Annotated in this window: 23 protein-coding genes; 14 read left to right on the forward strand and 9 right to left on the reverse strand. The window is 71.7% G+C overall.

The features are described from left to right. Positions 1-49 precede the first annotated feature (49 nt). From ABZ865_RS31730 to ABZ865_RS31750, 5 genes are all read left to right on the forward strand, one after another. Positions 50-1,006 (forward strand): hypothetical protein, encoded by a 957-nt coding sequence (locus ABZ865_RS31730; RefSeq protein WP_361237920.1) that lies wholly within the window; start codon positions 50-52, stop codon positions 1,004-1,006. Positions 1,007-1,048: 42 nt separating this feature from the next. After that, positions 1,049-2,590: an amino acid permease gene (locus tag ABZ865_RS31735; RefSeq protein WP_361237923.1), complete on the forward strand. Its 1,542-nt coding sequence runs from the start codon at positions 1,049-1,051 to the stop codon at positions 2,588-2,590. 268 nt (positions 2,591-2,858) lie between these two features. Continuing rightward, positions 2,859-4,232, forward strand: coding sequence for a peptidase C39 family protein (locus tag ABZ865_RS31740; RefSeq protein WP_361237925.1), 1,374 nt, complete (start codon positions 2,859-2,861; stop codon positions 4,230-4,232). 101 nt (positions 4,233-4,333) lie between these two features. Beyond that, on the forward strand, positions 4,334-4,474 hold the full coding sequence (locus ABZ865_RS31745) for an SCO1431 family membrane protein (RefSeq protein WP_361237928.1): 141 nt from the start codon (positions 4,334-4,336) through the stop codon (positions 4,472-4,474). 102 nt (positions 4,475-4,576) lie between these two features. After that, the gene (locus tag ABZ865_RS31750) at positions 4,577-5,248 is read left to right on the forward strand and encodes a TetR/AcrR family transcriptional regulator (protein WP_361237931.1); all 672 of its coding nucleotides are present in this window, start codon (positions 4,577-4,579) and stop codon (positions 5,246-5,248) included. A gap of 78 nt (positions 5,249-5,326) precedes the next feature. On the opposite strand, the gene ABZ865_RS31755 is transcribed toward ABZ865_RS31750, so the two are convergent. Beyond that, a complete protein-coding gene (locus ABZ865_RS31755; protein WP_361237934.1) occupies positions 5,327-6,565 on the reverse strand; it encodes a glycoside hydrolase family 18 protein in 1,239 nt (412 codons plus the stop codon). Between the two features lie 334 nt (positions 6,566-6,899). Here ABZ865_RS31755 and ABZ865_RS31760 point away from each other — a divergent pair, with 334 nt between their 5' ends. Then, the gene (locus tag ABZ865_RS31760) at positions 6,900-8,072 is read left to right on the forward strand and encodes an acyl-CoA dehydrogenase family protein (protein ID WP_361237937.1); all 1,173 of its coding nucleotides are present in this window, start codon (positions 6,900-6,902) and stop codon (positions 8,070-8,072) included. On the opposite strand, the gene ABZ865_RS31765 is transcribed toward ABZ865_RS31760, so the two are convergent. Continuing rightward, entirely contained in the window at positions 8,035-8,277 is a 243-nt protein-coding gene (locus tag ABZ865_RS31765; RefSeq protein WP_361237940.1) for a hypothetical protein, read from the reverse strand. The two genes, ABZ865_RS31760 and ABZ865_RS31765, sit on opposite strands and share 38 nt — an antisense overlap. A gap of 137 nt (positions 8,278-8,414) precedes the next feature. On the opposite strand from ABZ865_RS31765, the gene ABZ865_RS31770 reads away from it, so the two are divergent. Beyond that, positions 8,415-9,512: a hypothetical protein gene (locus ABZ865_RS31770; protein WP_361237943.1), complete on the forward strand. Its 1,098-nt coding sequence runs from the start codon at positions 8,415-8,417 to the stop codon at positions 9,510-9,512. A 10-nt stretch (positions 9,513-9,522) separates the two neighbouring features. Continuing rightward, positions 9,523-10,617 carry a phosphotransferase family protein gene (locus ABZ865_RS31775; RefSeq protein ID WP_361237946.1) on the forward strand — a complete coding sequence of 365 codons (1,095 nt, stop codon included), beginning with the start codon at positions 9,523-9,525 and terminating at the stop codon, positions 10,615-10,617. Between the two features lie 22 nt (positions 10,618-10,639). Here the strand turns inward: ABZ865_RS31775 and ABZ865_RS31780 are convergent, their stop codons facing one another. Continuing rightward, the gene (locus tag ABZ865_RS31780; protein ID WP_361237949.1) at positions 10,640-11,083 is read right to left on the reverse strand and encodes a hypothetical protein; all 444 of its coding nucleotides are present in this window, start codon (positions 11,081-11,083) and stop codon (positions 10,640-10,642) included. 262 nt (positions 11,084-11,345) lie between these two features. On the opposite strand from ABZ865_RS31780, the gene ABZ865_RS31785 reads away from it, so the two are divergent. The 4 genes from ABZ865_RS31785 (at position 11,346) to fxsA (ending at position 15,766) form a co-directional block, all read left to right on the forward strand. Then, complete coding sequence (locus ABZ865_RS31785) at positions 11,346-11,786, forward strand: Lrp/AsnC family transcriptional regulator (RefSeq protein ID WP_100825104.1); 441 nt, start codon at positions 11,346-11,348, stop codon at positions 11,784-11,786. Positions 11,787-12,194: 408 nt separating this feature from the next. Beyond that, positions 12,195-13,796: an amidohydrolase gene (locus ABZ865_RS31790; protein ID WP_361237952.1), complete on the forward strand. Its 1,602-nt coding sequence runs from the start codon at positions 12,195-12,197 to the stop codon at positions 13,794-13,796. 543 nt (positions 13,797-14,339) lie between these two features. Then, positions 14,340-15,134 carry a polyprenol monophosphomannose synthase gene (locus ABZ865_RS31795; protein ID WP_361237955.1) on the forward strand — a complete coding sequence of 265 codons (795 nt, stop codon included), beginning with the start codon at positions 14,340-14,342 and terminating at the stop codon, positions 15,132-15,134. Between the two features lie 68 nt (positions 15,135-15,202). Next, positions 15,203-15,766: an FxsA family membrane protein gene (fxsA, locus tag ABZ865_RS31800; protein ID WP_361237958.1), complete on the forward strand. Its 564-nt coding sequence runs from the start codon at positions 15,203-15,205 to the stop codon at positions 15,764-15,766. Between the two features lie 132 nt (positions 15,767-15,898). Here fxsA and ABZ865_RS31805 read toward each other — a convergent pair whose 3' ends face one another. The 4 genes from ABZ865_RS31805 to ABZ865_RS31820 all read right to left on the reverse strand — a co-directional run bounded on the left by ABZ865_RS31805 (position 15,899) and on the right by ABZ865_RS31820 (position 19,393). Further along, complete coding sequence (locus ABZ865_RS31805; protein ID WP_003977404.1) at positions 15,899-16,273, reverse strand: RNA polymerase-binding protein RbpA; 375 nt, start codon at positions 16,271-16,273, stop codon at positions 15,899-15,901. A gap of 267 nt (positions 16,274-16,540) precedes the next feature. After that, positions 16,541-17,887, reverse strand: a complete 1,347-nt coding sequence (locus ABZ865_RS31810) for an MFS transporter (protein WP_361237961.1) — start codon at positions 17,885-17,887, stop codon at positions 16,541-16,543. 61 nt (positions 17,888-17,948) lie between these two features. Next, complete coding sequence (locus ABZ865_RS31815; RefSeq protein ID WP_361238088.1) at positions 17,949-18,716, reverse strand: glycerophosphodiester phosphodiesterase; 768 nt, start codon at positions 18,714-18,716, stop codon at positions 17,949-17,951. A 5-nt stretch (positions 18,717-18,721) separates the two neighbouring features. Beyond that, positions 18,722-19,393, reverse strand: coding sequence for a hypothetical protein (locus ABZ865_RS31820; RefSeq protein ID WP_361238091.1), 672 nt, complete (start codon positions 19,391-19,393; stop codon positions 18,722-18,724). Positions 19,394-19,561: 168 nt separating this feature from the next. Between ABZ865_RS31820 and ABZ865_RS31825 the strand changes: the two genes are divergently transcribed. Next, a complete protein-coding gene (locus ABZ865_RS31825) occupies positions 19,562-21,070 on the forward strand; it encodes a PLP-dependent aminotransferase family protein (protein ID WP_361237964.1) in 1,509 nt (502 codons plus the stop codon). Between the two features lie 64 nt (positions 21,071-21,134). Here the strand turns inward: ABZ865_RS31825 and ABZ865_RS31830 are convergent, their stop codons facing one another. Continuing rightward, complete coding sequence (locus ABZ865_RS31830; RefSeq protein WP_361237967.1) at positions 21,135-22,760, reverse strand: ATP-binding protein; 1,626 nt, start codon at positions 22,758-22,760, stop codon at positions 21,135-21,137. A 36-nt stretch (positions 22,761-22,796) separates the two neighbouring features. Beyond that, a complete protein-coding gene (locus ABZ865_RS31835; RefSeq protein ID WP_100825097.1) occupies positions 22,797-22,991 on the reverse strand; it encodes a hypothetical protein in 195 nt (64 codons plus the stop codon). A gap of 265 nt (positions 22,992-23,256) precedes the next feature. Here ABZ865_RS31835 and ABZ865_RS31840 point away from each other — a divergent pair, with 265 nt between their 5' ends. Continuing rightward, positions 23,257-23,649: an ankyrin repeat domain-containing protein gene (locus ABZ865_RS31840; protein WP_361237970.1), complete on the forward strand. Its 393-nt coding sequence runs from the start codon at positions 23,257-23,259 to the stop codon at positions 23,647-23,649. Positions 23,650-23,854: the final 205 nt, after the last annotated feature.

Below are 23,854 nucleotides of genomic sequence, written 5' to 3' on the forward strand. Positions count from 1 at the left end.
GTGCTTCCTGCGCAACTGTGATGCGCCGACCGGGGACGGACAGGGGGACATGGCCGCGGAGTTATTCGAAGGGCACTATGTATGGCATCCGGCGGCCGACGACCGTGTCCTGGCGAGCGTATGCGTCGATGTGCGCGCCGGACGATTTCGATACGCGTCAGACGCGCTCGCCGAAACGCGCACGGACTTCGCCCTGCGGGCCCACCGCTCCCTGGTGCTGGCCTCCGAGGCGGCCGGCACCGACCTGGTGGAGCGCTGGCTGGCCGAGGAGTCGACGCCCGAGTCGACGCTGATGTGGGCCCGGGTCGCGGTGCAGCGCGCGATGCGGGCGGCCGACGCGCGGGACGAGCGTGCCGACGCGCTGGAGCGGATCGCGCTGACCGCCTGCGACCGGGCCGCCGCCCTGGCCCCCGACGACCCCACGCCCTGGGTCGCCAAGCTGGCCATGGCCCGGCTGCACCGGCTGCGCGACCCCGCGCCGCAGGGGCTGCTCACCGCCCCGCCCGGCCCCTGGCGGCTGTTCGCGCACATCCTGTCCCTGGACCCCTGGAACCGTGAGGGGCACCACCGCTTCCTGTCGTTCTTCTTCACCCGCCACGGCGGCTCGGTCAACGCGGCCTGGGACGTGGCCGCCTTCCTCAGCCAGCGGGCGCCCGCCGACCGCGCCCTCCGGCTGCTGCCGCTGGTGGCCCTCGTGGAGAGCTACAACCCCACCCAGCTGCTCGCCGATCGCGTCTGGGAGCAGCCCCAGTGGCGCTCCGCCGCGCTCGCGATCTACCACAACTGGCTGCCCGCGGTGGCCGGTTACCGCTTCACGCCGGTGCTCGACCTGGCCTACCTCGCGCACGCACTGGTCATGGGCCAGCGCGAGTTCGAGGCCCGGGCGGTCTTCACGGCGATGGGCCCGTACGCCTCGCGCATGCCCTGGAGCGCCTTCGGCGAGCCCGCCGAACAGCTCTCCCGGGCCCGGCGAGCCTGCGGCCTGCCCGTCCCGGGATCCGCCTGACCCCGCACCTGCTCTGCCCCCCACCGAGAGAAAGGCCGATCTGTGTCGGAACGGATATCGACGCCACGGGCGAAGGCCCGCGGGGACGAGAACGCGGTCGTGCTGGACGATGACGCGACCCTGCACGCGATGGGTTATCCGCGGAAACTCACCCGGCGCTTCCAGGCGTTCGACAATTTCGCGATCTCCTTCACCATCATCAACATCCTGTCGGGCATTTTCTCGTCCTTCGGATACGGAATGAACGCGGGCGGCCCCCGTATTCTCGTGTTCGGCTGGATCGGCGTGTCCGTCATGGTGCTCTTCATCGGAGCGGCCATGGCGGAAGTGGCCTCCGCCTATCCGACGAGCGGCGCGCTCTATTTCTCCGCCGGCAAACTCGCCAAGCGGCACAAGGGCGCCTGGTCGTGGTACACCGGCTGGCTGAACTTCGTGGGCCAGATCGGCGGCACCGCCGCCACCGGCTACGCGGCCGCCACGTTCATCCAGGCGTTCGTCGCCCTGCAGTGGTCCTCCTACCGGCCGACCGCACACCAGACGGTCCTGATCACCGCGCTGATCATCGTGCTGCAGGGGCTCGCCAACACCTACACCGTGCAACTCGTCGCCGTACTGAACCGGATTTCCGTGTGGTGGCTGCTGATCGGACTCGTGGTGATCGTGAGCACACTCATCGTGATGCCGGACCATCATCAGTCGGCGTCCTTCGTGACGCATTTCGTGAACAACACCGGCTTCACGAACGGCCTTTACGGCGGCATGCTCGGCCTGCTCGTCACCAGCTGGACCTTCACCGGGTTCGACGGCAGCTTCCACATGTCCGAGGAAACGGTCCGGGCGACGGTCAACGCGCCCAAGGGGATCACCCGCGCCATCGGCTATTCGGCGATCACCGGTCTCATCCTGATGCTGGCGCTGGTCTACAGCATCGGCGACTACGACAAGGTGGCGAGTTCCTCCGCCCCGCCCGTCCAGATCCTCATCGACGGCCTCGGACTCGGCACCGCCAAGGTGATGCTCCTCGTCGTCATCGGCGCGATGCTCTTCTGCGGCCTCGCCAACCTCACCAGCAACACCCGGCAGATCTTCGCCTTCTCCCGGGACGGAGCCATGCCCGGCTCCCGCTGGTGGCACTCGGTCTCGCTGCGCACCCGTACGCCGGTGAAGGCCGTGTGGCTCGCGGTGGCCTGCTCGCTCGCCCTGGTGGTGCCGGGCTGGTGGTCGCACACGGCGTTCACCGCCATCGTCAGCGTCAACGTGGTCGGGCTCTTCCTCGCCTACGCCGTGCCGATCTTCCTGCGGCTGCGGCTCGGCGACGAGTTCCAGCCGGGGCCCTGGCACCTGGGCCGCTGGGGCAGGCCGATCGGCTGGATCGCGGTGATCTGGATCGTCCTCAGCAGCGTGCTGTTCATGCTGCCGCAGGCCTCGCCGATCACCGTCGACTCCTTCAACTACGCGCCGATCGCGCTGGCCGTCGTCGTGCTCGTGGCCACGGTGTGGTGGTTCGCCACCGCCCGCCGCCGCTTCCAGGGCCCGGTGAGCTACGGCCGCCCCGACGAGGTCGCCGCGATGGACCTGATCTGACCGGCCCGTCCATATATCCGGCCCATCCATATACAGGGGTGCTACAACCACTCCATGTAGGGGTGCTTCAGCCCCTCCGGAGCACGGCCCCGGCGCGCGGTGTCCCGCCCGCGCCGGGGCCGTCCCGTACCCCTTCATTGGCGTAGACCAAAAATGGTTGCGCCGCATGCGCCGAAGTGCTGGCAGGGGCATGCCGCCTGCTCCATAGTTGGCGCACAACCGTGCACCGGACCAGCCCCGACTCGGACACCTGGGGGTAATTGCGCCCATGAGCAGAGCCCAACAGCCGTCCCGCAGAACCGTCCTCGCCGCCGCCGCAGCCGTCGCCGCCGCGGTGGCCGGTGGAACGGCCCCAGCGGTCGCCGCCACCGGAGCGGCACCCGCCGCAGCCGACACCGGCCCCGCACCCACCCGCCCGATCGACTACCAGGCCTGGACCACGTACCGCGACTGGCGCTGCGGCACCGCCCGGGGCGTCCGGGCCGTCTCCGGGCCCCGCCCCGGCGTACTGATCGGCGCCCCCGTGGGCCGTGTCGACTACACCGACCCACACACCGGCACGACCGCCACTTGGGAGTACGCCACCTGGACCTCCCCGGTCCACGTGCTGGGCGTGCCCGCCACCGAGGCCATCGCCTCCTGGAACGCGCACACCCCCGACGGCACCTGGCTCCAGGTCGAGCTGCAGGGCACGTACTCGGACGGCACCGACACCCCCTGGTACGTGATGGGCCGCTGGGCGGCCGGCGACCAGGACATCAGGCGGACCTCGGTCGACGACCAGACCGACGGCAAGAGCAGCATCTGGACCGACACCTTCGCCATCGACGACGCGAGCACCGGCCTGCGCCTGATCTCGTACCGGCTGCGCCTGACCCTCTACCGCAGGCCCGGCACCCACCTCACCCCGACGGTCTGGCGGCTCGGCGCCATGGGCTCCGACATCCCCGACCGCTTCACCGTGCCCGCCTCCACCGCCGGCCTCGCCCAGGAACTGGCCGTCCCGCGCTACTCGCAGGAGATCCACAAGGGCCAGTACCCGGAGTACGACAACGGCGGCGAGGCCTGGTGCAGCCCCACCTCCTCGCAGATGATCATCGAGTACTGGGGCGGCCGGCTCACCCCCGAGCAGCTGTCCTGGGTCGACCCGTCCTACGCCGACCCGCAGGTGGACCACGCGGCCCGCTTCACCTACGACTACCAGTACGGCGGCTGCGGCAACTGGCCCTTCAACGCCGCCTACGCGTCCACGTACTCGGACCTCCAGGGCGTCGTCACCCGGCTCGCCTCGCTCAGCGACCTGGAGACCCTGATCGCGGCCGGCATCCCGGCCATAACGTCCCAGTCCTTCCTGAAGACCGAGCTGACCGGCGCCGGCTACGGCACCTCGGGCCATCTCATGACGGTGATCGGCTTCACGGCGGACGGCGACGTGATCGCCAACGACCCGGCCTCCCCGAGCGACCCGGCGGTGCGCAGGGTCTACCTCCGGCGCGAGTTCGAGAACATCTGGCTGCGGACCAAGCGGTACAACGCCTCCGGCAAGGTCGTCTCCGGTACGGGCGGCGTCTGCTACCTGTACTTCCCGGCCCACCCGAGCCCGCGCCAGCGCAAGGCACTCGCCGCGGTGGGTGTGCGCTGACCATGTGAGCAACGTCTCCGCCGCAAACGCCGTCGCGGGTGGCAAGGTGGACAAATGGGCGGGGGGATTCCGCTCTGTACGTCCGACCTCTGCGAGAAACCATGACCGCACACCAGGCCACCGCCACCCGCGCGCGCACCGGCGGACCGCACGAAGACGGCCCGAAGATCCTGGAACACGCGATGGGCTGGGTGCTCGTCGTGGTGGTCGCGATGCTCGTGACGCAGCTCGGTCTGCTCTGACCGGACCCCGTCGCGTCCGCGGCATGTTCTGACATACTGCGGAGGTCCTGCCGACCTCCCAGACCAGGGTCGATATTGACTATGCGTCAGCAACGTGCCGCCATGCTCCCCGAAGTTCCCGGCCCCGTCCCCGCGGGGGGTGCCCCCCTCCGGGCGCGCGGCACCGAGCGCTCCGCGGCGCGGCGAGCCGAACTCATCGCCATCGGCCGCAAGTTGTTCGCGGACACGTCCTACGACGCACTCTCCATGGACGACATCGCCCGGCAGGCGCATGTCGCCAAGGGCCTGATCTACTACTACTTCCGGTCCAAGCGCGGCTACTACCTGGCGATCATCCAGGACTCCGTCGCCGATCTGGTCACCTTCGCCGCGAGCGGCCTCGAACTGCCCGCCGTGGACCGGGTCCACCGCACCATCGACAGCTATCTGCGCTTCGCCGAGCACCATCAGGCCGCCTACCGCACCGTCGTCAGCGGCGGCGTCGGCTTCGACACCGAGGTGCACGCCATCCGCGACGGGGTCCGGGAGGCCATCGTCGCCACCATCGCCGAAGGCGCCTACGGCCGCCGCGACATCGCCCCGCTGGCCCGCATGGGGCTGTTCTCCTGGGTGTGCAGCGTCGAGGGGGCCACGCTCGACTGGATCGACCGCCCCGGACTCTCCCGCGACACCATGCGCGAGCTGCTGGTCAAGACGCTGGGCGGGGCCCTGCGCGCCATCGAGGAGCTGGACCCCTCCTACCCGGCCCCGCCGCCGGCCCGTCGGGACGGATGACGGCGAGGAGCGGAGGCTCGTGGTCCCCCGCTCCTCGTCCCCCTGTGCCGGGGCCAGGGCCTGCCCCGGGGGCCCCTCCTAGTTGATGGCCTTGATCAGCTCACCGTTCGCCGTGTCGCCGCTCAGCTCCCAGAAGAAGGTGCCGCCGAGGCCCTGCTGGTTCTTGTACGTCATCTTCGTGGCGATGGTCCCCGGGGTGTCGTAGCTCCACCAGTTGGTGCCGCACTTGGCGTAGGCGGTGCCGCCCACGGTGCCGGTCGCCGGGCACTTGGTCTTGAGCACCTTGTAGTCGTCGATGCCCTGCTCGTACGTCCCCGCCGCCGGACCGGTGGCCGTGCCGCCCGGTGCCGCCTGGGTGACTCCGGTCCAGCCGCGTCCGTAGAAGCCGATGCCGAGCAGCAGCTTGGACGCGGGGATGCCGAGGCCCTTGAGCTTGGCGATGGTCGCCGAGGTGGAGAAGTTCGCCTTCGGGATGCCCGAGTAGGAGTGCAGCGGGGAGTGCGGGGCCGTGGGGCCGGTGGAGTCCCAGGCGCCGAAGTAGTCGTACGTCATCGGGTTGTACCAGTTGACGTACTGGGCCGCGCCCGCGTAGTCCGCCGCGTCGATCTTGCCGCCGCTGGAGGCGTCCGCGGTGATGGCCGCGGTCACCAGGCTGCCCGAGCCGAACTTCGAGCGCAGCGCGGCCATGACCTTCCTGAACGCCTCCCGGCCGCTGGTGTCGCAGGTGTTGCCGCAGGCGTTCGGGTACTCCCAGTCGATGTCGATGCCGTCGAAGACGCCCGCCCACTTGGGGTTCTTCACCAGGTCGTAGCAGGACTGGGCGAAGGCGGCCGGGTTCCTCGCGGCCTCGCCGAAGCCGCCGGACCAGGTCCAGCCGCCGAAGGACCACAGGACCTTCAGGTTCGGGTGCTTCTTCTTCAGCTTCCGCAGCTGGTTGAAGTTGCCGCGCAGCGGCTGGTCCCAGGTGTCGGCGACGCCGTCCACCGACTCGGCGGCGGTGTAGGCGCGGTCGGTGGCGGCGTAGGAGTCGCCCATCGCGCACTTGCCGCCGGTGACGTTGCCGAAGGCGTAGTTGATGTGGGTGAGCTTCGCCGCGGAGCCCGAGGTCTGGATGTTCTTGACGTAGTACTTGCGGTCGTAGGTGCCCCATTCCGTGAAGTAGCCGACGACTTTCGAGCCGGCCCGGATGTGCGGGGCCGAGGGGGCGGCCGCCGTGGCGGTGCCCGCGCCGGCCAGCAGTCCGGCGCCGAGGGCGGCCGAACACGCGGCGGCGACCAGCGCCCGGAACCGGGGGCGGCGGCCGTGGGGAGTCTGCATCGGGTGGCTCCTCCTGGGGGAGAGGGGAATGCGCGCCGATTGGCATGAACGCGGTAAAGCGTCGGTCTTGCACAGTAGGAGGACTAGACCAGTAGGTCAATGGTTCGGACCAATATCCGAGCGGTCCGGGGTTCCGGCTGGATTCTTGAAGTAAGCGGTCGTTAACTGGTGACGGGAGGTCGCCGATCGGGCATACTCACGGCACAGAGCCGCTGGTCAGCCGCTTCCGAGACCCGGGAGCAGGCGCCCTCGGCGAACCGGAACGATCAGGCGGAGCCGCCCCACCCAAGGCGCACATCCGCTGATGTGCCCGAACAGGGAGGAGACCGACGCCATGTCCGACCGCGACCCGCAGCCGGTGGAGCGTCAACTGCCCACGGAGGAGGCGCGGGACCTGCTCGCGCTCGTCCGGGAGATCGCGCAGCGCGAGATCGCGCCGAAGGCGGCCGAGGAGGAGGACGCCGGACGCTTCCCGCGCGAGGTCTTCACCCTGCTCTCGGAATCAGGCCTGCTGGGCCTGCCGTACGACACCGAGTACGGCGGCGGCGACCAGCCCTACGAGGTCTACCTCCAGGTCCTGGAAGAGCTGGCCCAGGCCCGCCTCACCGTCGGCCTCGGCGTCAGCGTGCACACGCTCGCCTCCTACGGCCTCGCCACCTACGGCACCAAGCAGCAGCAGGTCGAGCACCTGCCCGCGATGCTCGGCGGCGGCCTGCTCGGCGCCTACTGCCTCTCCGAGCCGTCCTCCGGCTCGGACGCCGCATCCCTGCGCACCAAGGCCGTCCGGGACGGCGACGGGTGGGTGCTCACCGGCACCAAGGCCTGGATCACCCACGGCGGCATCGCCGACTTCTACACCGTGATGGCCCGCACCGGCGAGGAGGGCCCGCGCGGGATCACCGCCTTCCTGGTGCCCGGCGACGCCGAGGGGCTGAGCGCCGCCGCGCCCGAGAAGAAGATGGGCATGAAGGGCAGCCCCACCGCCCAGGTGCATCTCGACGGCGTCCGCGTCGGCGACGACCGCCGCATCGGCGAGGAGGGCCAGGGCTTCTCCATCGCCCTGTCGGCCCTCGACTCCGGCCGGCTCGGCATCGCGGCCTGCGCCATAGGCGTGGCCCAGGCGGCGCTGGACGAGGCGGTCGGCTACGCCGCCCAGCGTCGGCAGTTCGGCCGCCCGATCGCCGACTTCCAGGGCCTGCGCTTCATGATCGCCGACATGGCCACCCAGATCGAGGCCGGCCGTGCCCTCTACCTCGCGGCCGCCCGGCTGCGCGACGCCGGCAGGCCGTTCGCCAAGCAGGCCGCCATGGCCAAGCTGCACTGCACCGACACGGCCATGCGGGTCACCACCGACGCCGTGCAGATCCTCGGCGGCTACGGCTACACCGCCGACTTCCCGGCCGAGCGCTACATGCGCGAGGCCAAGGTGCTCCAGATCGTCGAGGGCACCAACCAGATCCAGCGGATGGTCATCGCCCGTCACGTGGCGGGACCGGAGGGTCGCTGAACTGCCCCCTGCGGACCGTCGGGGCCGTCAGTCTGATCCACTCCGGATCGTGGCGGCCCGGCAGGGTGCGGCCCCGGTCGGCCCAGGCGCGCATCAGCTCGCGGTAGATCGGCGGGTCCTGCGGCTGCGGCGGCGGAACCGATTCCGCGGGCCGGGGGACGAAGATCCGGCGCTGACGCCCGGTGGCCGTGTACGTGGGGGTCATGCCAGGTCAACGCGGTGCCGCCCGCGCAGGTCACCGCCCGGCGGAATCGCGCGTGAGTTCACGGACGTCCCGTTCCCCCTCTGGTCTCCTGCGGTCGTCTGACGTACCGTCAGCTGACCGTCTCCAGGGGGATGTCCATGGCCGACGACCGTCCCGTACCGCTCGACGAGTACCCCGTCCACCAGGTCCCGCTGTCCATGAAGCACGTGGCGACCGGCGACCGGAACGCCTACGACCGCTGCATCTTCCACGTCTTCGACCACGCCGGCCGCGCCCTGCTCATCCTCGGCCTCGGCGTCTACCCCAACCTGGGCGTGATCGACGCCTATGCCACCCTGCGCACCGGCAACACCCTGCACGCCGTCCGCGCCTCGGACGCCCTCGGCGAGGACCGGATGCGGCTCGCCGTGGGCCCGCTGCGCATCGAGGTCCAGGAGCCGCTCGGGCGCCTGCGCCTGGTCTGCGAGGACGAGCTGTCGTACGACCTGACCTGGACCGCCGCCTTCCCCGCCCTGTGGGAGCCGCACCACCTCCAGCGCCGCGGCGACCGGCTCACCCTGGAGGGGCGCCGGTTCGTGCAGGCGGGCACGGCGGAAGGGGTGATCCGGGCCGGGGGAGCGGAGTTCCGGGTCTCCGCGGCGGACTGGACCGGCACCCGGGACCGCAGCTGGGGGGTGCGGCCGGTGCCCGGCGAGGACGGTGGCCGGCTCGCCGTGGACCACCCGCCCGAGGGCTTCCACTGGATCTGGTGCCCGGTCCGCTTCGAGGACCGCTTCCTGATGGTCATCGTCCAGGAGGACGCCGACGGCTACCGCTCCCTGAACGACGCCACCCTGGTCCGACCCGGCCATCGCGACCGCCAGCTCGGCTGGCCCCGGGCCGAGATCACCTACCGCTCCGGCACCCGCCACCCCGAGCGCGCCGTCATCCACCTAGGCGACCCGCGCAAGCCCTCGGAACTGGAGGTGGACGTCCTGGCCTCCTCACCGCTCGCCGTCGGCGCGGGCTATCCGCCGGCCGACGACTGGCAGCACGGGACCTGGCAGGGGCGCGGCTGGGTCGACCGCCGCACCTACGACATGGCGGCGCCGCACCCCCTCGCCGACTACGGCGTCACCGACCACTCCGCCCGCTTCCGGCTCGACGGCCGGACCGGGTACGGCATCTTCGAGCACGGCTCGTTCGGCCGCCACGACCCGAGCGGCTTCACCGGATTCGACTCGGTCGCGCCCTGAGGAGGACGAGATGGCCACGGCACCCCGTCCGCGCACCAGCACCCGCGACCCCGAGGAACTCGCCCGGCGCCTCACGGCGTGGCTCGGCACCCGGCTGCCCGGCGCCAAGGCCGTCGGCGTCACCGTGCCGGCCTCCAACGGCATGTCCAGCGAGACCCTGCTGTTCGACATCGAGCATCCCCGGCCACCGGTGCGTTCCTGCGCGTTGCGGCTGGCGGCGGACCCGGCGGCGTACACCGTGTTCCCCGAGTACGACATGGCCCGCCAGTACCGCACCCTGCGGCTCGTCGCCGAGCGCACCGACGTTCCGGTACCCCGCGTGCTGTGGCTGGAGGAGGACCCGGGCCCGCTCGGAGCGCCGTTCTTCGTCATGGAACGGGTGGCCGGGCGCGTGCCCCCGGACGTCATGCCGTACACGTACGAGGGCAGTTGGCTGCACGCGGCGAGCGATGCCGAGCGCGAGCACCTGGAGGCGGCGACGGTGGGGCTGCTCGCCCGGCTGCACGACCAGGTCCCGGTCGGAGAAGCCGATTTCCTGAACCTGCCCGGCGACGGGGACGCCCTGCGCCGGCACGTCACCAACCAACGGGCCTACTACCACTGGGTGATCGACGGACTCGCCCGCTCACCGCTCATCGAGGCCGCCTTCGACCGGCTGGAGGAGCTGTGGCCGCGCGAGCCCGGCGAACCCGTCCTCACCTGGGGCGACGCGCGGATCGGCAACGTCGTCTACGACGGCTTCGACCCCGTCGCCGTCCTCGACTGGGAGATGGCGGCCCCGGCCCCGCGCGAGGTCGACCTCGGCTGGACCGTCTACCTGCACCGCTTCTTCCACGACCTCACGGTCGCCTCCGGGCAGCGCGGACTGCCGGACCTCCTGCGCCGCGACCGCGTCGAGGCCCGCTACGCGCGGCTGACCGGCCACACCCCCCGGGACATGGACTTCTACACCCTCTACGCCGCCCTGCGGCACGCGATCGTCATGCTGCGCGTCGCCTACCGCCAGGCCTACTTCGGAGAGGTCGCCGTCCCGGCGCGACCGGACACACTGATCCTGCACCACGGCAGTCTGCGCGCCATGGTGCAGGGCAGCTACTGGGACTGAGCCGGGCCGGTCCGCGAGGGACTCAGGCGGCCTGGCGGCGCATCGTCGGTACGCGCATCGGGCGCGAGCCCGGGCCGCCGACGTGGGAGAAGGGCTGCGTCCGCCAGTTCAGACCCTGGGGGAGCGTGAGCAGCAGGGCGGTGTCCTGCTCCTGCGGGGCGAAGGACTCGTCGGCGGGGCGGGCCTCGGCCGCCGCACGGCCCGTGCCCGGGCAGACCGTGAGCCCGAACGGGTTCCACGGCGAGGCGCACAGCGCGTGCTCCGGCAGGGACTCCTCGTCCGCCAGCAGGGCGATGGGCTGCGCGCAGTCCGGGCAGATCACCCGGTACATCTCGAAGGTGTCGTAGGCGTCGTCGGCGTCGAGGTCCAGCTCGTCGACGTCGGGTTCGACGCCCTCCGGCGCGGGCTCGACGAGCGGCTGCTGGCGCTTGGACACGGAACGACCAGGGCGCTTGACACTCTGCATGGGATTCTCCCCCTAAGACTGGGCCGGTCAGGCACTGCGGCCTCGACCACAGCAAGCACTTCCCGTCCCGTCTCCGCGGTAATCACGAGAGCATCACGGAGGCCGCCCAAGAGCTGTGGCGTTCGTCACATGCCGTGCGCAGGTGCCCGCCCTCGCGTCCCCCGGACGGCTCAGGGACGGTTCTCGGCCACATCACAAACCGGGTATGACCTGCGTTGCTGAGGTATCCGAGGAGATCAAGCGCACTGTAGGTTTTGGCGCCATGGAGGAGCTGGACCGTCAAATCGTGCAGCTGCTCGTCAAGGACGGGCGGATGAGCTACACAGACCTGGGCAAGGCCACGGGCCTGTCGACGTCGGCCGTGCACCAGCGGGTGCGCCGGCTCGAACAGCGTGGCGTCATCCGCGGCTATGCCGCGGTGGTGGACTCGGAGGCCGTCGGGCTGCCGCTCACCGCCTTCATCTCGGTGAAACCGTTCGACCCCAGCGCCCCCGACGACATCGCGGACCGCCTCGCCGGCGTCCCCGAGATCGAGGCCTGCCACAGCGTCGCGGGCGACGAGAACTACATCCTCAAGGTGCGGGTGGCCACCCCGCACGAGCTGGAGGAACTGCTGGCCCGGCTGCGTTCCCTGGCCGGGGTCTCCACCCGGACCACGGTCGTGCTGTCCACGCCGTACGAGGCGCGTCCCCCGAAGATCTGACACGCCGGGGCCGCGGTCCTATCTCTTGACCGGACGAGTCACACCGCTCGGCCGGTCGAGTCGCACCTCCCGGCTGGGGGAGTCGTATCGTCCGGGCTTGGTGACGTGCACGGTTCCTGGTGGGCCGTTCGCACTCCCGGCCGGGGGAGTGTCACCGTCCGGGCTTGGTGATGTGCACCGTCCCCGGTGGGCGGTTCGCATTTCCCGGCTGGGGGAGTCGTAACGTCCGGGCCTGGCGGAGCGCACGGTTGCCGGTGGGCGGTTCGCACTTCCTTCCCGGCCGGGGGAGTCTCATCGTTCCGGCGTGGCGGCGCGCACCGTCCCCGCCGCACGAATCGTGCGCCGAGGATCCGGATCGCGGGCGCCCCGGTGCCCGGTGTTCCCCGCGTACGCGAGAGACTGTCGGGCATGAGTGAGCAGTCCGCCGACCACCAGACCGTCCTCCTGCGCCGCGGAGAGGTCCACAGCCCCGCCGACCCCTTCGCCACCGCGATGGTGGTGGAGCGCGGCCAGGTCGCCTGGGTCGGCTCCGAGGGCGCCGCGGACGCCTTCGCCGACGGCGTGGACGAGGTGATCGACCTCGACGGCGCCCTGGTCACCCCGGCCTTCACCGACGCGCATGTGCACACCACCGCCACGGGCCTCGCCCTGACCGGTCTCGACCTGTCCGACGCGCCGTCCCTGGAGGCGGCCCTGGCCCTCGTCCGCGAGTTCGCCGCGGCCCGCCCCGACGACCGGGTCCTGCTGGGCCACGGCTGGGACGCCGCCCGCTGGCCCGGTGGCCGCCCGCCGACCCGCACGGAACTCGACGAGGCCACCGGCGGCCGCCCCCTGTACCTGTCCCGCATCGACGTCCACTCGGCGGTCGTCACCTCCGCCCTGCTCGACCTGGTGCCCGGTCTCGGCCCGGTGGACGGCCCGCTGACCGCCGGTGACCACCACGCCGTGCGGGAAGCCGCCTACGGGGCCGTCACCCCCGTCCAGCGCGCCGAGGCCCAGCGCACCGCCCTGGCCCGCGCCGCCTCCCTCGGGATCGGCTCGGTGCACGAGTGCGGTGGCCCGCAGATCTCCTCCGAGGACGACTTCACGGACCTGCTGCGGCTCGCCGCCGAGCTGCCCGGTCCCCGCGTGATCGGCTACTGGGCCGAGCAGGATGTCGAGAAGGCGCGCGAACTGGGCGCGATCGGAGCCGCCGGCGACCTCTTCGTGGACGGCGCCCTCGGCTCGCACACCGCCTGCCTGCACCAGTCCTACGCCGACGCCGACCACACCGGCACCGCCTACCTGGACGCCGACGCAGTCGCCGCCCATGTCGCCGCCTGCACCGAGGCGGGCCTCCAGGCGGGCTTCCACGCCATCGGCGACGCCGCCGTGGCCGCCGTCGTGGAGGGCGTGCGCGCCGCCGCCGAGAAGGTCGGCCTCGCGCGCGTGCGCGCCGCCCGGCACCGGGTCGAGCACGCCGAGATGCTCACTCCCGAGGCCGTCGCCGCCTTCGCCGAGCTGGGCCTGATCGCCTCCGTGCAGCCCGCCTTCGACGCACTCTGGGGCGGCGAGGACGGCATGTACGCCCAGCGCCTCGGCGTCGAACGGGCCCGCACCCTCAATCCCTTCGCGGCCCTGCTGCGCGCCGGCGTACCCCTCGCGTTCGGCTCGGACAGCCCGGTCACCCCGCTCGACCCCTGGGGCACGGTCCGTGCCGCCGCCTTCCACCACACTCCCGAGCACCGGGTGTCGGTACGCGCCGCGTTCACCGCGCACACGCGGGGCGGCTGGCGGGCCATCGGCCGGGACGACGCGGGTGTCCTGGTGCCGGGAGCGCCCGCCGACTACGCGGTCTGGCGCACCGACGAACTCGTCGTCCAGGCCCCCGACGACCGCGTCGCGCGCTGGTCGACCGACCCCCGTTCGGGCACCCCCGGCCTGCCCGACCTGACCCCCGGGCGTGACCTGCCGGTCTGCCTGCGCACGGTGGTCGGCGGACGGACGGTGTTCGTACGGCCGGGCGAGTGATCTGCCGGGGTGGCGCGGCGCCGGCCCTCCTCCGCCGCCCCGTCTCCCGACCTGCGCATCCTCCGCGCTCCTCACCCAAGGGCTCGCGTCCGCGCAGGTCAGGGGGCTGTTGACAGTCGGCGGCGGGAGGCCGGTAGGTTCGTCCGAGTCCACCACCGGACGCCCGACCGGGAAGCGTTCACGCAACTCGTCGCAGCGCCGCTGGGTCAGGGACGGTGTGCCGCACCGGGGCACCGTCACTGGGAGCCAGGCTCAGCGCCCGCGCCGACGGGGGAACGTTGCCGCCGGTCGGCCAGGTGTGACCCGGGTGGGGCCCGGGCGCTCAGTAGACAACGGCTTCGGTCGACCCACAGCCAGCGGGTCCCGGGTCGGCCCGAAGGGCGCCGGGCCCCCATCCGCCGCTTGCGCGGTGCCGAAATGTACGTTCTTACCCCGCTCTTGCGGAATCGACACCAGTGTTGGAACGTGCCGAGGCGTCATCGCAGGCCGCGGCCACTATGGTGGATCCCTGCGTACGACATGTGAAGGGGCAAAGGGGCAGCAGTGAACGACGGCGACGGGGCCCGCGAGGCCCAGGCCCAGGAGAGGCAGTTCGGCCCGCTCGGCACGGCCTTGGTGATCATCCCGACCTACAACGAGGCGGAGAACATCAAGACCATCGTCGGCCGGGTGCGCCGGGCCGTCCCCGAGGCACATGTCCTGGTGGCGGACGACAACAGCCCGGACGGCACGGGCAAACTCGCCGACGAGCTGGCCGTCGCGGACGAGCAGGTCCAGGTGCTGCACCGCAAGGGCAAGGAGGGCCTGGGTGCCGCCTACCTCGCGGGCTTCCGCTGGGGCCTGGAGCGGGGCTACGGCGTGCTGGTCGAGATGGACGCCGACGGCTCCCACCAGCCCGAGGAACTGCCCCGCCTGCTGACCGCGCTCAAGGGGGCCGACCTGGTCCTCGGCTCCCGCTGGGTGCCCGGCGGCCGGGTGGTGAACTGGCCCAAGTCCCGCGAGTTCATCTCCCGCGGCGGCAGCCTCTACTCCCGAGTCGCCCTCGATCTGCCGCTGCGCGACATCACCGGTGGCTACCGGGCCTTCCGCAGCGAGACGCTGGAGGGCCTGGGCCTGGACGAGGTCGCCTCGCAGGGCTACTGCTTCCAGGTCGACCTGGCCCGCCGCGCGGTCAAGGCCGGCTACCACGTCGTCGAGGTCCCCATCACCTTCGTCGAGCGCGAACTCGGCGACTCCAAGATGAGCAAGGACATCCTCGTCGAGGCGCTGTGGCGGGTCACCGCCTGGGGCGTGCGGGACCGCGTCAACCGGATCACCGGCAAGGGCAAGCAGAGCTGAGGCCGGGCGGGGCCCCGGGGCAGGGGCCCCTTATCCCGCGCTGAGCCGCGCCCAGGCACACTGGGAGCATGACGACTGGCGCACCCACCGCTCCGACCACCGCCCGGCCCCGGCGCTCCCGGCTGCGCAGATATCTGCCGCTGGGCGTCGCCGCGTGGCTGGTGCTGGAGATCTGGCTGCTGACCCAGGTCGCGGACGCGGCGGGCGGTCTGACCGTGTTCCTGCTGCTGGTGGCGGGCTTCGCGGCCGGTTCGGTGGTCATCAAGCGTGCGGGCCGCCGGGCCTTCCAGAACCTCAACGAGGCGCTCCAGCGCGGCGGCTCCCCGTCCCGGGGCGGCGGCAACGGACTGATGATGCTCGGCGGCCTGCTGCTGATCATCCCCGGCCTGATCTCCGACGCGGCCGGCCTGCTCCTGCTGCTCCCGCCGGTCCAGAAGGCCGTGAGCCGCTCCGCGGAGCGCGCCTTCGACAAGACTCTCCGCCGCGCCGCACCGGGCACCCTGGGCGACGCCTTCCAGCAGGTCCGCATCCACCGCCCGGACGGCAAGGTGGTCCAGGGCGAGGTCATCAGGAACGACGGGCCCGAGCCGGGGGACGCGCCGACAGAGCAGCGCCCGCCGCTGACCCGCTGAGCACACCCTCGTTCACATCCCGGCCCAAGCGTTCACAGCCCAGCACAAGACCGCGGGCGCCGTACGTCAGGTGACGTACGGCGCCCGCGGTCAGTTCACGTGCGCTGTGTCTCCGGCGAAGCCCCGCAGGGACTACGCGGACTTGCGGCTGTCCCGGGGATGAACCGCGATGTTCATCGCTCCCGAGCGCAGAACCGCCAGGCGCTCCTCGAGGACCTCTTCGAGCTCCTCACGGGTGCGCCGCTCCATCAGCATGTCCCAGTGGGTACGCGCAGGCTTGGCCTTCTTCTCCTCAGGGCCGTCGCCGTCGACGAGAAGTGCCTGGGCCCCGCAGACCTTGCACTCCCACTCCGGCGGAATCTCCGCCTCGACGGAGAAGGGCATCTCGAAGCGGTGCCCCTTCTCACATGCGTACTCCACGGCCTGGCGCGGAGCCAGGTCGATGCCGCGGTCCGTCTCGTAGCTGGTCACCACGAGGCGCGTACCGCGAAGAGCTCGCTCACTCATGAATCGTGCCTCCCGGGCTTGTCGCCCACAGGACAGGTGTCGCTGTCGTCGTCATCCGGTCAACGTCCGGTCGGCGGTAAAGATTCCCGTTCCGGGTCCCGTTCCGGGTCATGCGTCGCCGTCGTAGCCGCCCCTTGTTGTACCCACCAGCGCCCGGTTTGTCACATCTGCTAGCAGATGTCACCCAGCGTTTCGGCATCTTTGACGCGCAGTAACGGTACGCCTGGCAGGCCAAACGCGTACACTACCGCCCTTTGGTGCCGAACGCTAAATCCTGTCCGGTACCGGGTTCCCCGCGTCGCCGATCGCCCGCCGCACCGGAACCCTCGCGAGCAGGGCGAAGCCGATGACGAAGAAGGCCACCAGGGAGATGATCGCGGAGCGATAGCTTCCGGTCAGCTGGTAGGTCACGCCGAACAGCAGCGGGCCGAGCCAGCTCATCCCGCGGTCGCTCATCTCGTACGCGGAGAAGTACTCGGCCTCCTTGCCCGGCGGCACCAGGTGGGAGAACAGCGACCGGGACAGCGCCTGGCTGCCGCCGAGGACCAGCCCGATCCCGGAGGCCAGCACGAAGAACCACACCGGCGCCCCGGCGGGCAGGAAGTAGCCGGCACCCAGAGTCGCCGTCCAGGCGACCAACGAACCGAGGATCGTCCGCTTCGCGCCGTACGTCCGCGCCAGCCGCCCCATCGCGAGCGCTCCCGCCACGGCCAGCACCTGCACCAGCAGCACCGCGCCGATGAGCGTCGACTGCCCGAGTCCCAGCTCCTCGGAGCCGTAGACCGACGCCTGGGAGATCACCGTCTGGATGCCGTCGTTGTAGATGAGATAGGCCAGGAGGAAGGAGAGCGTCAGCGGGTGCCGGCGCATGTCCCGGACGGTCGCCGCGAGCTGCCGGAGCCCGGGCGCGACGGCGCGCTCCACGCGCGCGTGCCGGTCGCGCAGCCTGCGCAGCGGTACGAGCGTGAAGGCGCCCCACCACAGTCCGGCCGAGGCCAGACAGACGCGGACGGCCGCCGCCTCCGACAGCCCGAAGGAGTCGTGCGCCGAGTACAGGACCAGGTTGGCGACGAGGACGAGCGAGCCCGCCGCGTAGCCGAAGGCCCAGCCCCGGGAGGAGACCGCATCGCGTTGCTCGGGCGGGGCGATCTGCGGCAGGTAGGAGTTGTAGAGCATCATCGCCACGGACTGCGCCGCGTTGGCCACGACGAGGAGCACCCCGCCGAGCAGATACCGGTCGCCGTCCAGGAAGAACATGCCCGTCGTGGCCGCCGCCCCGGTGTAGGCCGCGGCCGCGAGCAGCGGCTTCTTGCGGCCCGTACGGTCGGCCACGCCCCCCACCAGGGGCATCACCACGACCGCGAGGATCACGGACAGGGACACGGAGTACGCGAAGAAGGACCCCGCCCGGACCGGGACGCCCAGCGGGTGGACAAAGCCGTCGGCGTCCGCCGCGTGCTCGGCGACCGCGGTCAGATACGGGCCGAGGAACACGGTCAGGACGCTCGTCGAGTAGACCGAGCACGCCCAGTCGTAGAAGTACCAGCCGCGCTGTTCGCGCCGTAGTGCGGCGGCCTCGTCGGCCGTCCCTGCCCGCAGGGTGTCGGTGCCCACCCGTGCCCTCGCTTCCCCGCCTGAGTGCCGTGCGAAGGCGGGGCCCGGCCGCTCCGGGTGCTCAGACCCAGACGCCGCGGTCCTCCATGACCTTGCGCAACGTGTCGATGTGATCGGTCATGATGCCATCGACGCCCAGGTCCAGGAGCCGGTGCATCCGCTCCGGCTCGTTGATCGTCCACACATGCACCTGGAGCCCGAGCGCGTGGGCGGCGCGGACGAAGCGCTCGTCGACCACCGGGACCCCCGACTGGGCCTCGGGCACCTGCGCGGCGACGGCGGACCGGCGCACCGCGGCCGGCAGCCCCCAGGAGCGCAGCCGCAGGCTCAGCACCCCGCGCGTGCCGAAGGAGGTGGCCAGGCGCGGCCCGGCCAGCCGCTGTGCCCGCAGCACCCGTGCCTCGGAGAAGGACCCCACGCAGACCCGGTCCCAGGCGTCCGTGCGCTCGATCAGCTCCAGGAAGGGCCGCAGGGCAGGCTCCGCCTTGAGGTCCACGTTCCAGCGGACCTCGGGGAAGATCTCCAGCAGCTCCTCGAACAGCGGCACGGGTTCCCGCCCGCCCACGCGCGCGTGCCGTACGTCCTCCCACGGCAGGTCGGCGATGCGGCCCGCCCCGTCGGTGACCCGGTCCAGCGTCGTGTCGTGGAAGGCGACGAGCCTGCCGTCCGCCGTGGCGTGGACGTCGGTCTCGATGTACCGGTAGCCCAGCTCGACCGCGCGCCGGAACTGCGCCACGGTGTTCTCCAGCCCGTCGGCGGCCCCGCCCCGGTGGGCGAAGGCGATCGGAACGGGGTGGTCGAGATACGGATGGCGTATGGGCGGTGTCACGGTGGTCACGGACGCAGTATGACCCCCTCCGGTGTCCGCTCGGCAACGACCGTGCTGCCGCCCGATGCCGTCGGGAGGGCGAACACCCTCAGGAATAGCTGGGCCAGCGGACCGATGGCCAGCGCGTACAGCAGCGTGCCGACACCGATGGTGCCGCCCAGCGCGAAGCCGGTGACCACGACCGCCACCTCGATGACCGTGCGCATCAGCCGGATCGAGCGGCCGGTGCGCCGGTGCAGCCCGGTCATCAGCCCGTCACGCGGGCCCGGCCCGAAGCTCGCCGCGATGTAGAGGCCGGTCGCCACGCCGTTCAGCACGATGCCGGCGACCAGCAGCGGGATCCGTACGGCGAGGTCGTGCGCGTCCGGGACCAGGGCGAGGGTGCCGTCCATCGCGAGGCCGACGACGAAGACGTTGGAGACGGTCCCGAGGCCGGGCCGCTGGCGCAGCGGGATCCACAGCAGCAGCACCGCCGCGCCCACGATGATCGACACGACGCCGATGGTCATCCCGGTGAGTTCCGCGAGGCCCTGGTGCAGCACGTTCCAGGGCTCGAGCCCGAGCCCCGCCTCGACGAGCAGCGCGGAACTCGCGCCGTACAGCGCGAGTCCGACGTACAGCTGGATCAGTCGTCGCCCGATGCGGCCGGTGGTGGATGGGGTGGTGGTTGCGGTGATGGAACGAGCGGTGGATCCGGCTGTGGACCGGCCCGTGGATCCTGTTGTGGACCCGGTGGTGGACACGACATACCCCCCTGGGTGGTGGCGGTGGCCTGACCCGTGACACTCTGTGGCTTGGGATGGAATGCCATCCATGGCCAATTCGGGGAAGGTGGACTGATCGTCATGGCGCAGTGGACCTCGGCGGTGGGGGCCGCGCAGCTCGCCCGGCTGCTCACCTCCCAGCAGGAGCGCCCCGCCGGTCCCGGCACGCGGCGCCCGCCCGCCTATCGTGCCCTGGCCGACGGCATCCGGCTCCTGGTGCTCGAAGGGCGCGTCCCGGTGGCCGCCCGACTGCCCGCCGAACGGGAACTGGCCCTCGCCCTCTCCGTCAGCCGCACCACCGTCGCCGCCGCGTACGAGGCGCTGCGCACCGAGGGCTTCCTGGAGTCCCGGCGCGGCGCGGGCAGCTGGACGGCGGTCCCGGCGGGCAACCCGCTGCCGGCGCGCGGACTCGAGCCCCTGCCGCCCGAGGCGCTCGGCTCGATGATCGACCTGGGCTGCGCGGCTCTCCCGGCCCCCGAACCCTGGCTCACCCGGGCCGTGCAGGGCGCGCTGGAGGAGCTGCCGCCGTACGCCCACACGCACGGCGACTACCCGGCCGGGCTGCCCGCCCTGCGCGCGATGATCGCCGAGCGCTACACCGCGCGCGGGATCGCCACCATGCCCGAGCAGATCATGGTGACGACCGGGGCCATGGGTGCCATCGACGCGATCTGCCACCTCTTCGCGGGCCGCGGCGAGCGCATCGCCGTCGAGTCGCCGTCGTACGCCAACATCCTCCAGTTGATGCGCGAGGCAGGTGCGCGGCTGATCCCCGTCGCGATGGCCGAGGGGCTGACCGGCTGGGACATGGACCGCTGGCGCCAAGTCCTGCGCGAGGCCGCGCCCCGGCTCGCCTATGTCGTCGCCGACTTCCACAATCCGACCGGCGCGCTCGCCGACGAGGACCAGCGGCGCCGGCTGGTGGACGCGGCGCGGTCGGCCGGCACCGTGCTGGTCGCCGACGAGACGATGAGCGAACTGTGGCTCGATGAGGAGATCGCGGGCGACGGGATGCCCCGTCCGGTGTGCGGCTTCGACCCGGCCGGTTCGACCGTGATCACGGTCGGCTCGGCCAGCAAGGCGTTCTGGGCGGGCATGCGCATCGGCTGGGTGCGCGCCGCCCCGGACGTCATCCGCAGCCTGGTCGCCGCGCGTGCCTACGCCGACCTCGGCACCCCCGTCCTGGAGCAACTGGCCGTCAACTGGCTGTTCAGCACGGGAGGCTGGGAGCAGGCCGTGGAGCTGCGCCGGGGTCAGGCCCGCGAGAACCGTGACGCCCTGGTGGCCGCGCTGCGCCGGGAACTCCCCGACTGGGAGTTCGAGGTCCCCCAGGGCGGCCTGACCCTCTGGGTCCGCGCCGGCGGCCTGTCCGGCTCGCGCCTGGCCGAGGCGGGCGAACGCGTCGGCGTCCGCGTCCCCTCCGGCCCCCGCTTCGGCGTCGACGGCGCCTTCGAGGGCTACGTCCGTCTCCCCTTCACGGTCGGCGGAGCGGTGGCCGAAGAAGCCGCCACCCGCCTCGCGGCAGCCGCCCGCCTGGTGGAAACCGGCGCCACCGGCGGCACGGAACCACCCCGCACGTTCGTGGCGTAGCGGCACACCGTAGGCGTCGGTGAGCGACTCGCCCCCGCCCCCGCCCAGCCGCGACGCCGGGCGCCTACGAACTCTCCGCGGCCACGGCCTCCGCGGCCAGCGGTGCTGAGTTCACCGCCTCGACCGGCTCGACCGTCTCGGCCCTCTCCGTCGGCTCCGCGTCCGCGGGAGCCGTACGCGGTGGCAGAAGGGACAGCACCGCCTGGCGGTCCGGCTCGCTGGTCGCGTCGTCGTAGGGGTCCGGCGTGGACGGGACCTGAAGGCGGAGCACGGGGCCGGACCCGAGGCGTGCGTACCCACGCCCGGCCGGCACATGGGTCAGGGGCGTGGTGTGGGGCGGAGCCCCCAGTACCGCTTGCACCTGCTGCGGGGCGGCGGGTCCGAGTACGACACGCGCGCGCGTGTGCTGTCGTACCGCCTCGCTCAGGGTCTCCGCGCTGTCGAACTGTTCGGCCACGACCACGGTGACGTTCGCGGTACGGCCGTGCCGCAGCGGCACCTGGAGCAGGGCCTGCGGATCGGTGCGGTGGTCCGCTTCGGCGAGGTGGGTGAAGACGGTCGGGCGGTCCAGGAGGATCCAGAGGGGGCGCCTGGTGTCCTCCGGCGGCGCATCGCCCGCCTGCCGGGCCCGGTTGATCGCGATGAGCCGCCGCTCGGTCTCGTGCGTGGCCCACTCCAGGCTCGCCACCGCGCCGGCCGGCGCGCACTCCACGGCCAGCACCCCGTCCCGGCCGGTCAGGCACGCGTACTCGCCGGTGCCGCCGCCGTCGACGATGAGGACGTCGCCGTACTGGACGGCCTGCAGGGCGATGGAGCGCAGCAGGGTGGAGGTGCCGCTCCCGGGGTGGCCCATGGCCAGCAGGTGCGGCTCGGTGGAGCGGATGCCGGTGCGCCAGACGACCGGTGGCACGTCGCGCTGTTCCTCTCCGTAGGAGAGGGGGAGCGTGCGCTGGACCTCGGTGGGGTCGGTGAAGCCGAGGACCGTCTCGCCCGGCGCGGTGACGAAGCGCTGGGCGGTGATGTCGGTGGGCAGCGGGGCGAGGACGTTCACCGTGAGTCGGTTGCCCTCCTCGTCCCATGTGAAGTGGTACTCGCGGCCCCGCCCGGCCTTCGCGGCGAGCAGTTGCTCGATCCGCGCGCGGGAGGCGGGGTCGCCGTCGGGGAAGTACGCCGGGTAGCGGATCACGAGGTGGTCGATGCGCCCGGCGTCGTCGAACTCGTGTGTCGCGTAGGCCTTCTCCCACTCTCCGCCGTGCGAGTAGAGCGGCGCCGGGTCCTCGGCGGTGGAGAAGTAGGGCACCAGGGCCTCGTACAGGCACTGGAGCCGTTCGCTCTGCGACTCGTCGGGGCCCTCGGGTGCCGACGGAGCGCGGTCGCGGCCCTGCCAGGCCGCCGCCGCCATCAGGGTGATGGCGGCGAGCAGCGGTCCGTACGGCACCAGTGCCACGACCAGGACCATCGAGGCCGCCAGGAACAGCAGTGGCCCGCGTTTGTCCTTGGGTGTCTCGGCCCACTTGCGCCGCCCGGCCGAGGCCAGCCGGCGCAGCCCGCGCGAGATGGTGATCAGCGGGTGGAGGACATCGGTGGCGCTGTCGGCCGCCGTCCGGGCCAGCTCCCGGCTCCGGGCGATCTGCGTCCGGGCGATCTGCGCGCTGTCCTTGCTCAGAATGCGGGGGAGAGGCCGGGCCACTGCTGTCTCCTGTGTGGTGCGTGCGGGCGGGACGGGTCAGAACTTGATGCCGCCGAGGAGGCTCGCCAGGCTCTCGCCGCCGGCCTTGATGCTGGGGGCGATGGCCGTACTGGCGAGGTAGAAGCCGAAGAGCGCCGAGATGCAGGCGTGCGAGCCCTTGAGTCCGTCCTTCCGGAAGAAGAGGAAGACGATGATGCCGAGCAGGACGACGCCGGACATGGAGAGGATCATTTGAGGCCTCCTGGTGTCGAGGTGGGGACAGTCACCATGAGTACTTCCAGGATCACAGGATGTATCCATAGGATAAAAGGTGCAACTGGGTGAAATCCGGCTCTTTTCCCTCGGCTGGTGGAGTCGTCGATACGCCGGTTGAGCAGGTTGATTGCGCCCGGCCGGGTGTGTGGTGATCTTTACCTCGGGCACTTCGGGTCATGTGAGGCGTGAGCCAGTACTCTTGCGATTCACCTGAACGGTTGTAATGAGAGGCGGACCGGCGATGAGTGAAGCCCCCGACCCCGAGGTCGTGGAGCTGGCGACCAAGATCTTCGATCTGGCCCGGCAGGGGCAGACCGAGGCGCTCGTGGCGTACGTCGACGCGGGCGTTCCGGCCAACCTCACCAACGACCGCGGTGACTCCCTGGTGATGCTCGCGGCCTACCACGGCCACGCCGACGCGGTGCGCGAACTGCTCGCCCGCGGCGCGGAGGCGGACCGCGTCAACGACCGGGGTCAGACCCCGCTCGCGGGGGCCGTCTTCAAGGGTGAGACGGACGTGATCAAGGCTCTCCTGGAGGGCGGTGCCGATCCCGCCGCGGGCACCCCGTCGGCCGTGGACACGGCGCGCATGTTCGCCAAGACGGAACTTCTGGAATTGTTCGGCGCGCAGTGATCCGAACGTCCTGAGCAGGCACTGACCAGCTACGACACGGAAAACGGGGGAGGCGGTACAGGGCCGCCGGAAATACGGTCGCGGCAGCACACACCGCGGGTCATCATGACGTCGTGATTCACGGACGCGATGGCTGGGCAGGTGTTGCCGCACCGCGCGGGCCGTGATGCGGTCCGCATGGGCCACCGACGAGAGGCAGAGAGAG

This window comes from Streptomyces sp. NPDC047085 (assembly GCF_040643735.1).
Classification (GTDB): Bacteria; Actinomycetota; Actinomycetes; order Streptomycetales; family Streptomycetaceae; genus Streptomyces.

Excerpts from the sequence above, each read along its gene's own strand:
- ABZ865_RS31730 (WP_361237920.1), top strand. The coding sequence starts at position 50 with ATGGCCGCGGAGTTATTCGAAGGGCACTATGTATGGCATCCGGCGGCC.
- ABZ865_RS31740 (WP_361237925.1), top strand. The coding sequence starts at position 2,859 with ATGAGCAGAGCCCAACAGCCGTCCCGCAGAACCGTCCTCGCCGCCGCC.
- ABZ865_RS31745 (WP_361237928.1), top strand. The coding sequence starts at position 4,334 with ATGACCGCACACCAGGCCACCGCCACCCGCGCGCGCACCGGCGGACCG.
- ABZ865_RS31750 (WP_361237931.1), top strand. The coding sequence starts at position 4,577 with ATGCTCCCCGAAGTTCCCGGCCCCGTCCCCGCGGGGGGTGCCCCCCTC.
- ABZ865_RS31755 (WP_361237934.1), bottom strand. The coding sequence starts at position 6,565 with ATGCAGACTCCCCACGGCCGCCGCCCCCGGTTCCGGGCGCTGGTCGCC.
- ABZ865_RS31760 (WP_361237937.1), top strand. The coding sequence starts at position 6,900 with ATGTCCGACCGCGACCCGCAGCCGGTGGAGCGTCAACTGCCCACGGAG.
- ABZ865_RS31765 (WP_361237940.1), bottom strand. The coding sequence starts at position 8,277 with ATGACCCCCACGTACACGGCCACCGGGCGTCAGCGCCGGATCTTCGTC.
- ABZ865_RS31770 (WP_361237943.1), top strand. The coding sequence starts at position 8,415 with ATGGCCGACGACCGTCCCGTACCGCTCGACGAGTACCCCGTCCACCAG.
- ABZ865_RS31775 (WP_361237946.1), top strand. The coding sequence starts at position 9,523 with ATGGCCACGGCACCCCGTCCGCGCACCAGCACCCGCGACCCCGAGGAA.
- ABZ865_RS31780 (WP_361237949.1), bottom strand. The coding sequence starts at position 11,083 with ATGCAGAGTGTCAAGCGCCCTGGTCGTTCCGTGTCCAAGCGCCAGCAG.
- ABZ865_RS31785 (WP_100825104.1), top strand. The coding sequence starts at position 11,346 with ATGGAGGAGCTGGACCGTCAAATCGTGCAGCTGCTCGTCAAGGACGGG.
- ABZ865_RS31790 (WP_361237952.1), top strand. The coding sequence starts at position 12,195 with ATGAGTGAGCAGTCCGCCGACCACCAGACCGTCCTCCTGCGCCGCGGA.
- fxsA (WP_361237958.1), top strand. The coding sequence starts at position 15,203 with ATGACGACTGGCGCACCCACCGCTCCGACCACCGCCCGGCCCCGGCGC.
- ABZ865_RS31805 (WP_003977404.1), bottom strand. The coding sequence starts at position 16,273 with ATGAGTGAGCGAGCTCTTCGCGGTACGCGCCTCGTGGTGACCAGCTAC.
- ABZ865_RS31825 (WP_361237964.1), top strand. The coding sequence starts at position 19,562 with ATGGCGCAGTGGACCTCGGCGGTGGGGGCCGCGCAGCTCGCCCGGCTG.
- ABZ865_RS31835 (WP_100825097.1), bottom strand. The coding sequence starts at position 22,991 with ATGATCCTCTCCATGTCCGGCGTCGTCCTGCTCGGCATCATCGTCTTC.
- ABZ865_RS31840 (WP_361237970.1), top strand. The coding sequence starts at position 23,257 with ATGAGTGAAGCCCCCGACCCCGAGGTCGTGGAGCTGGCGACCAAGATC.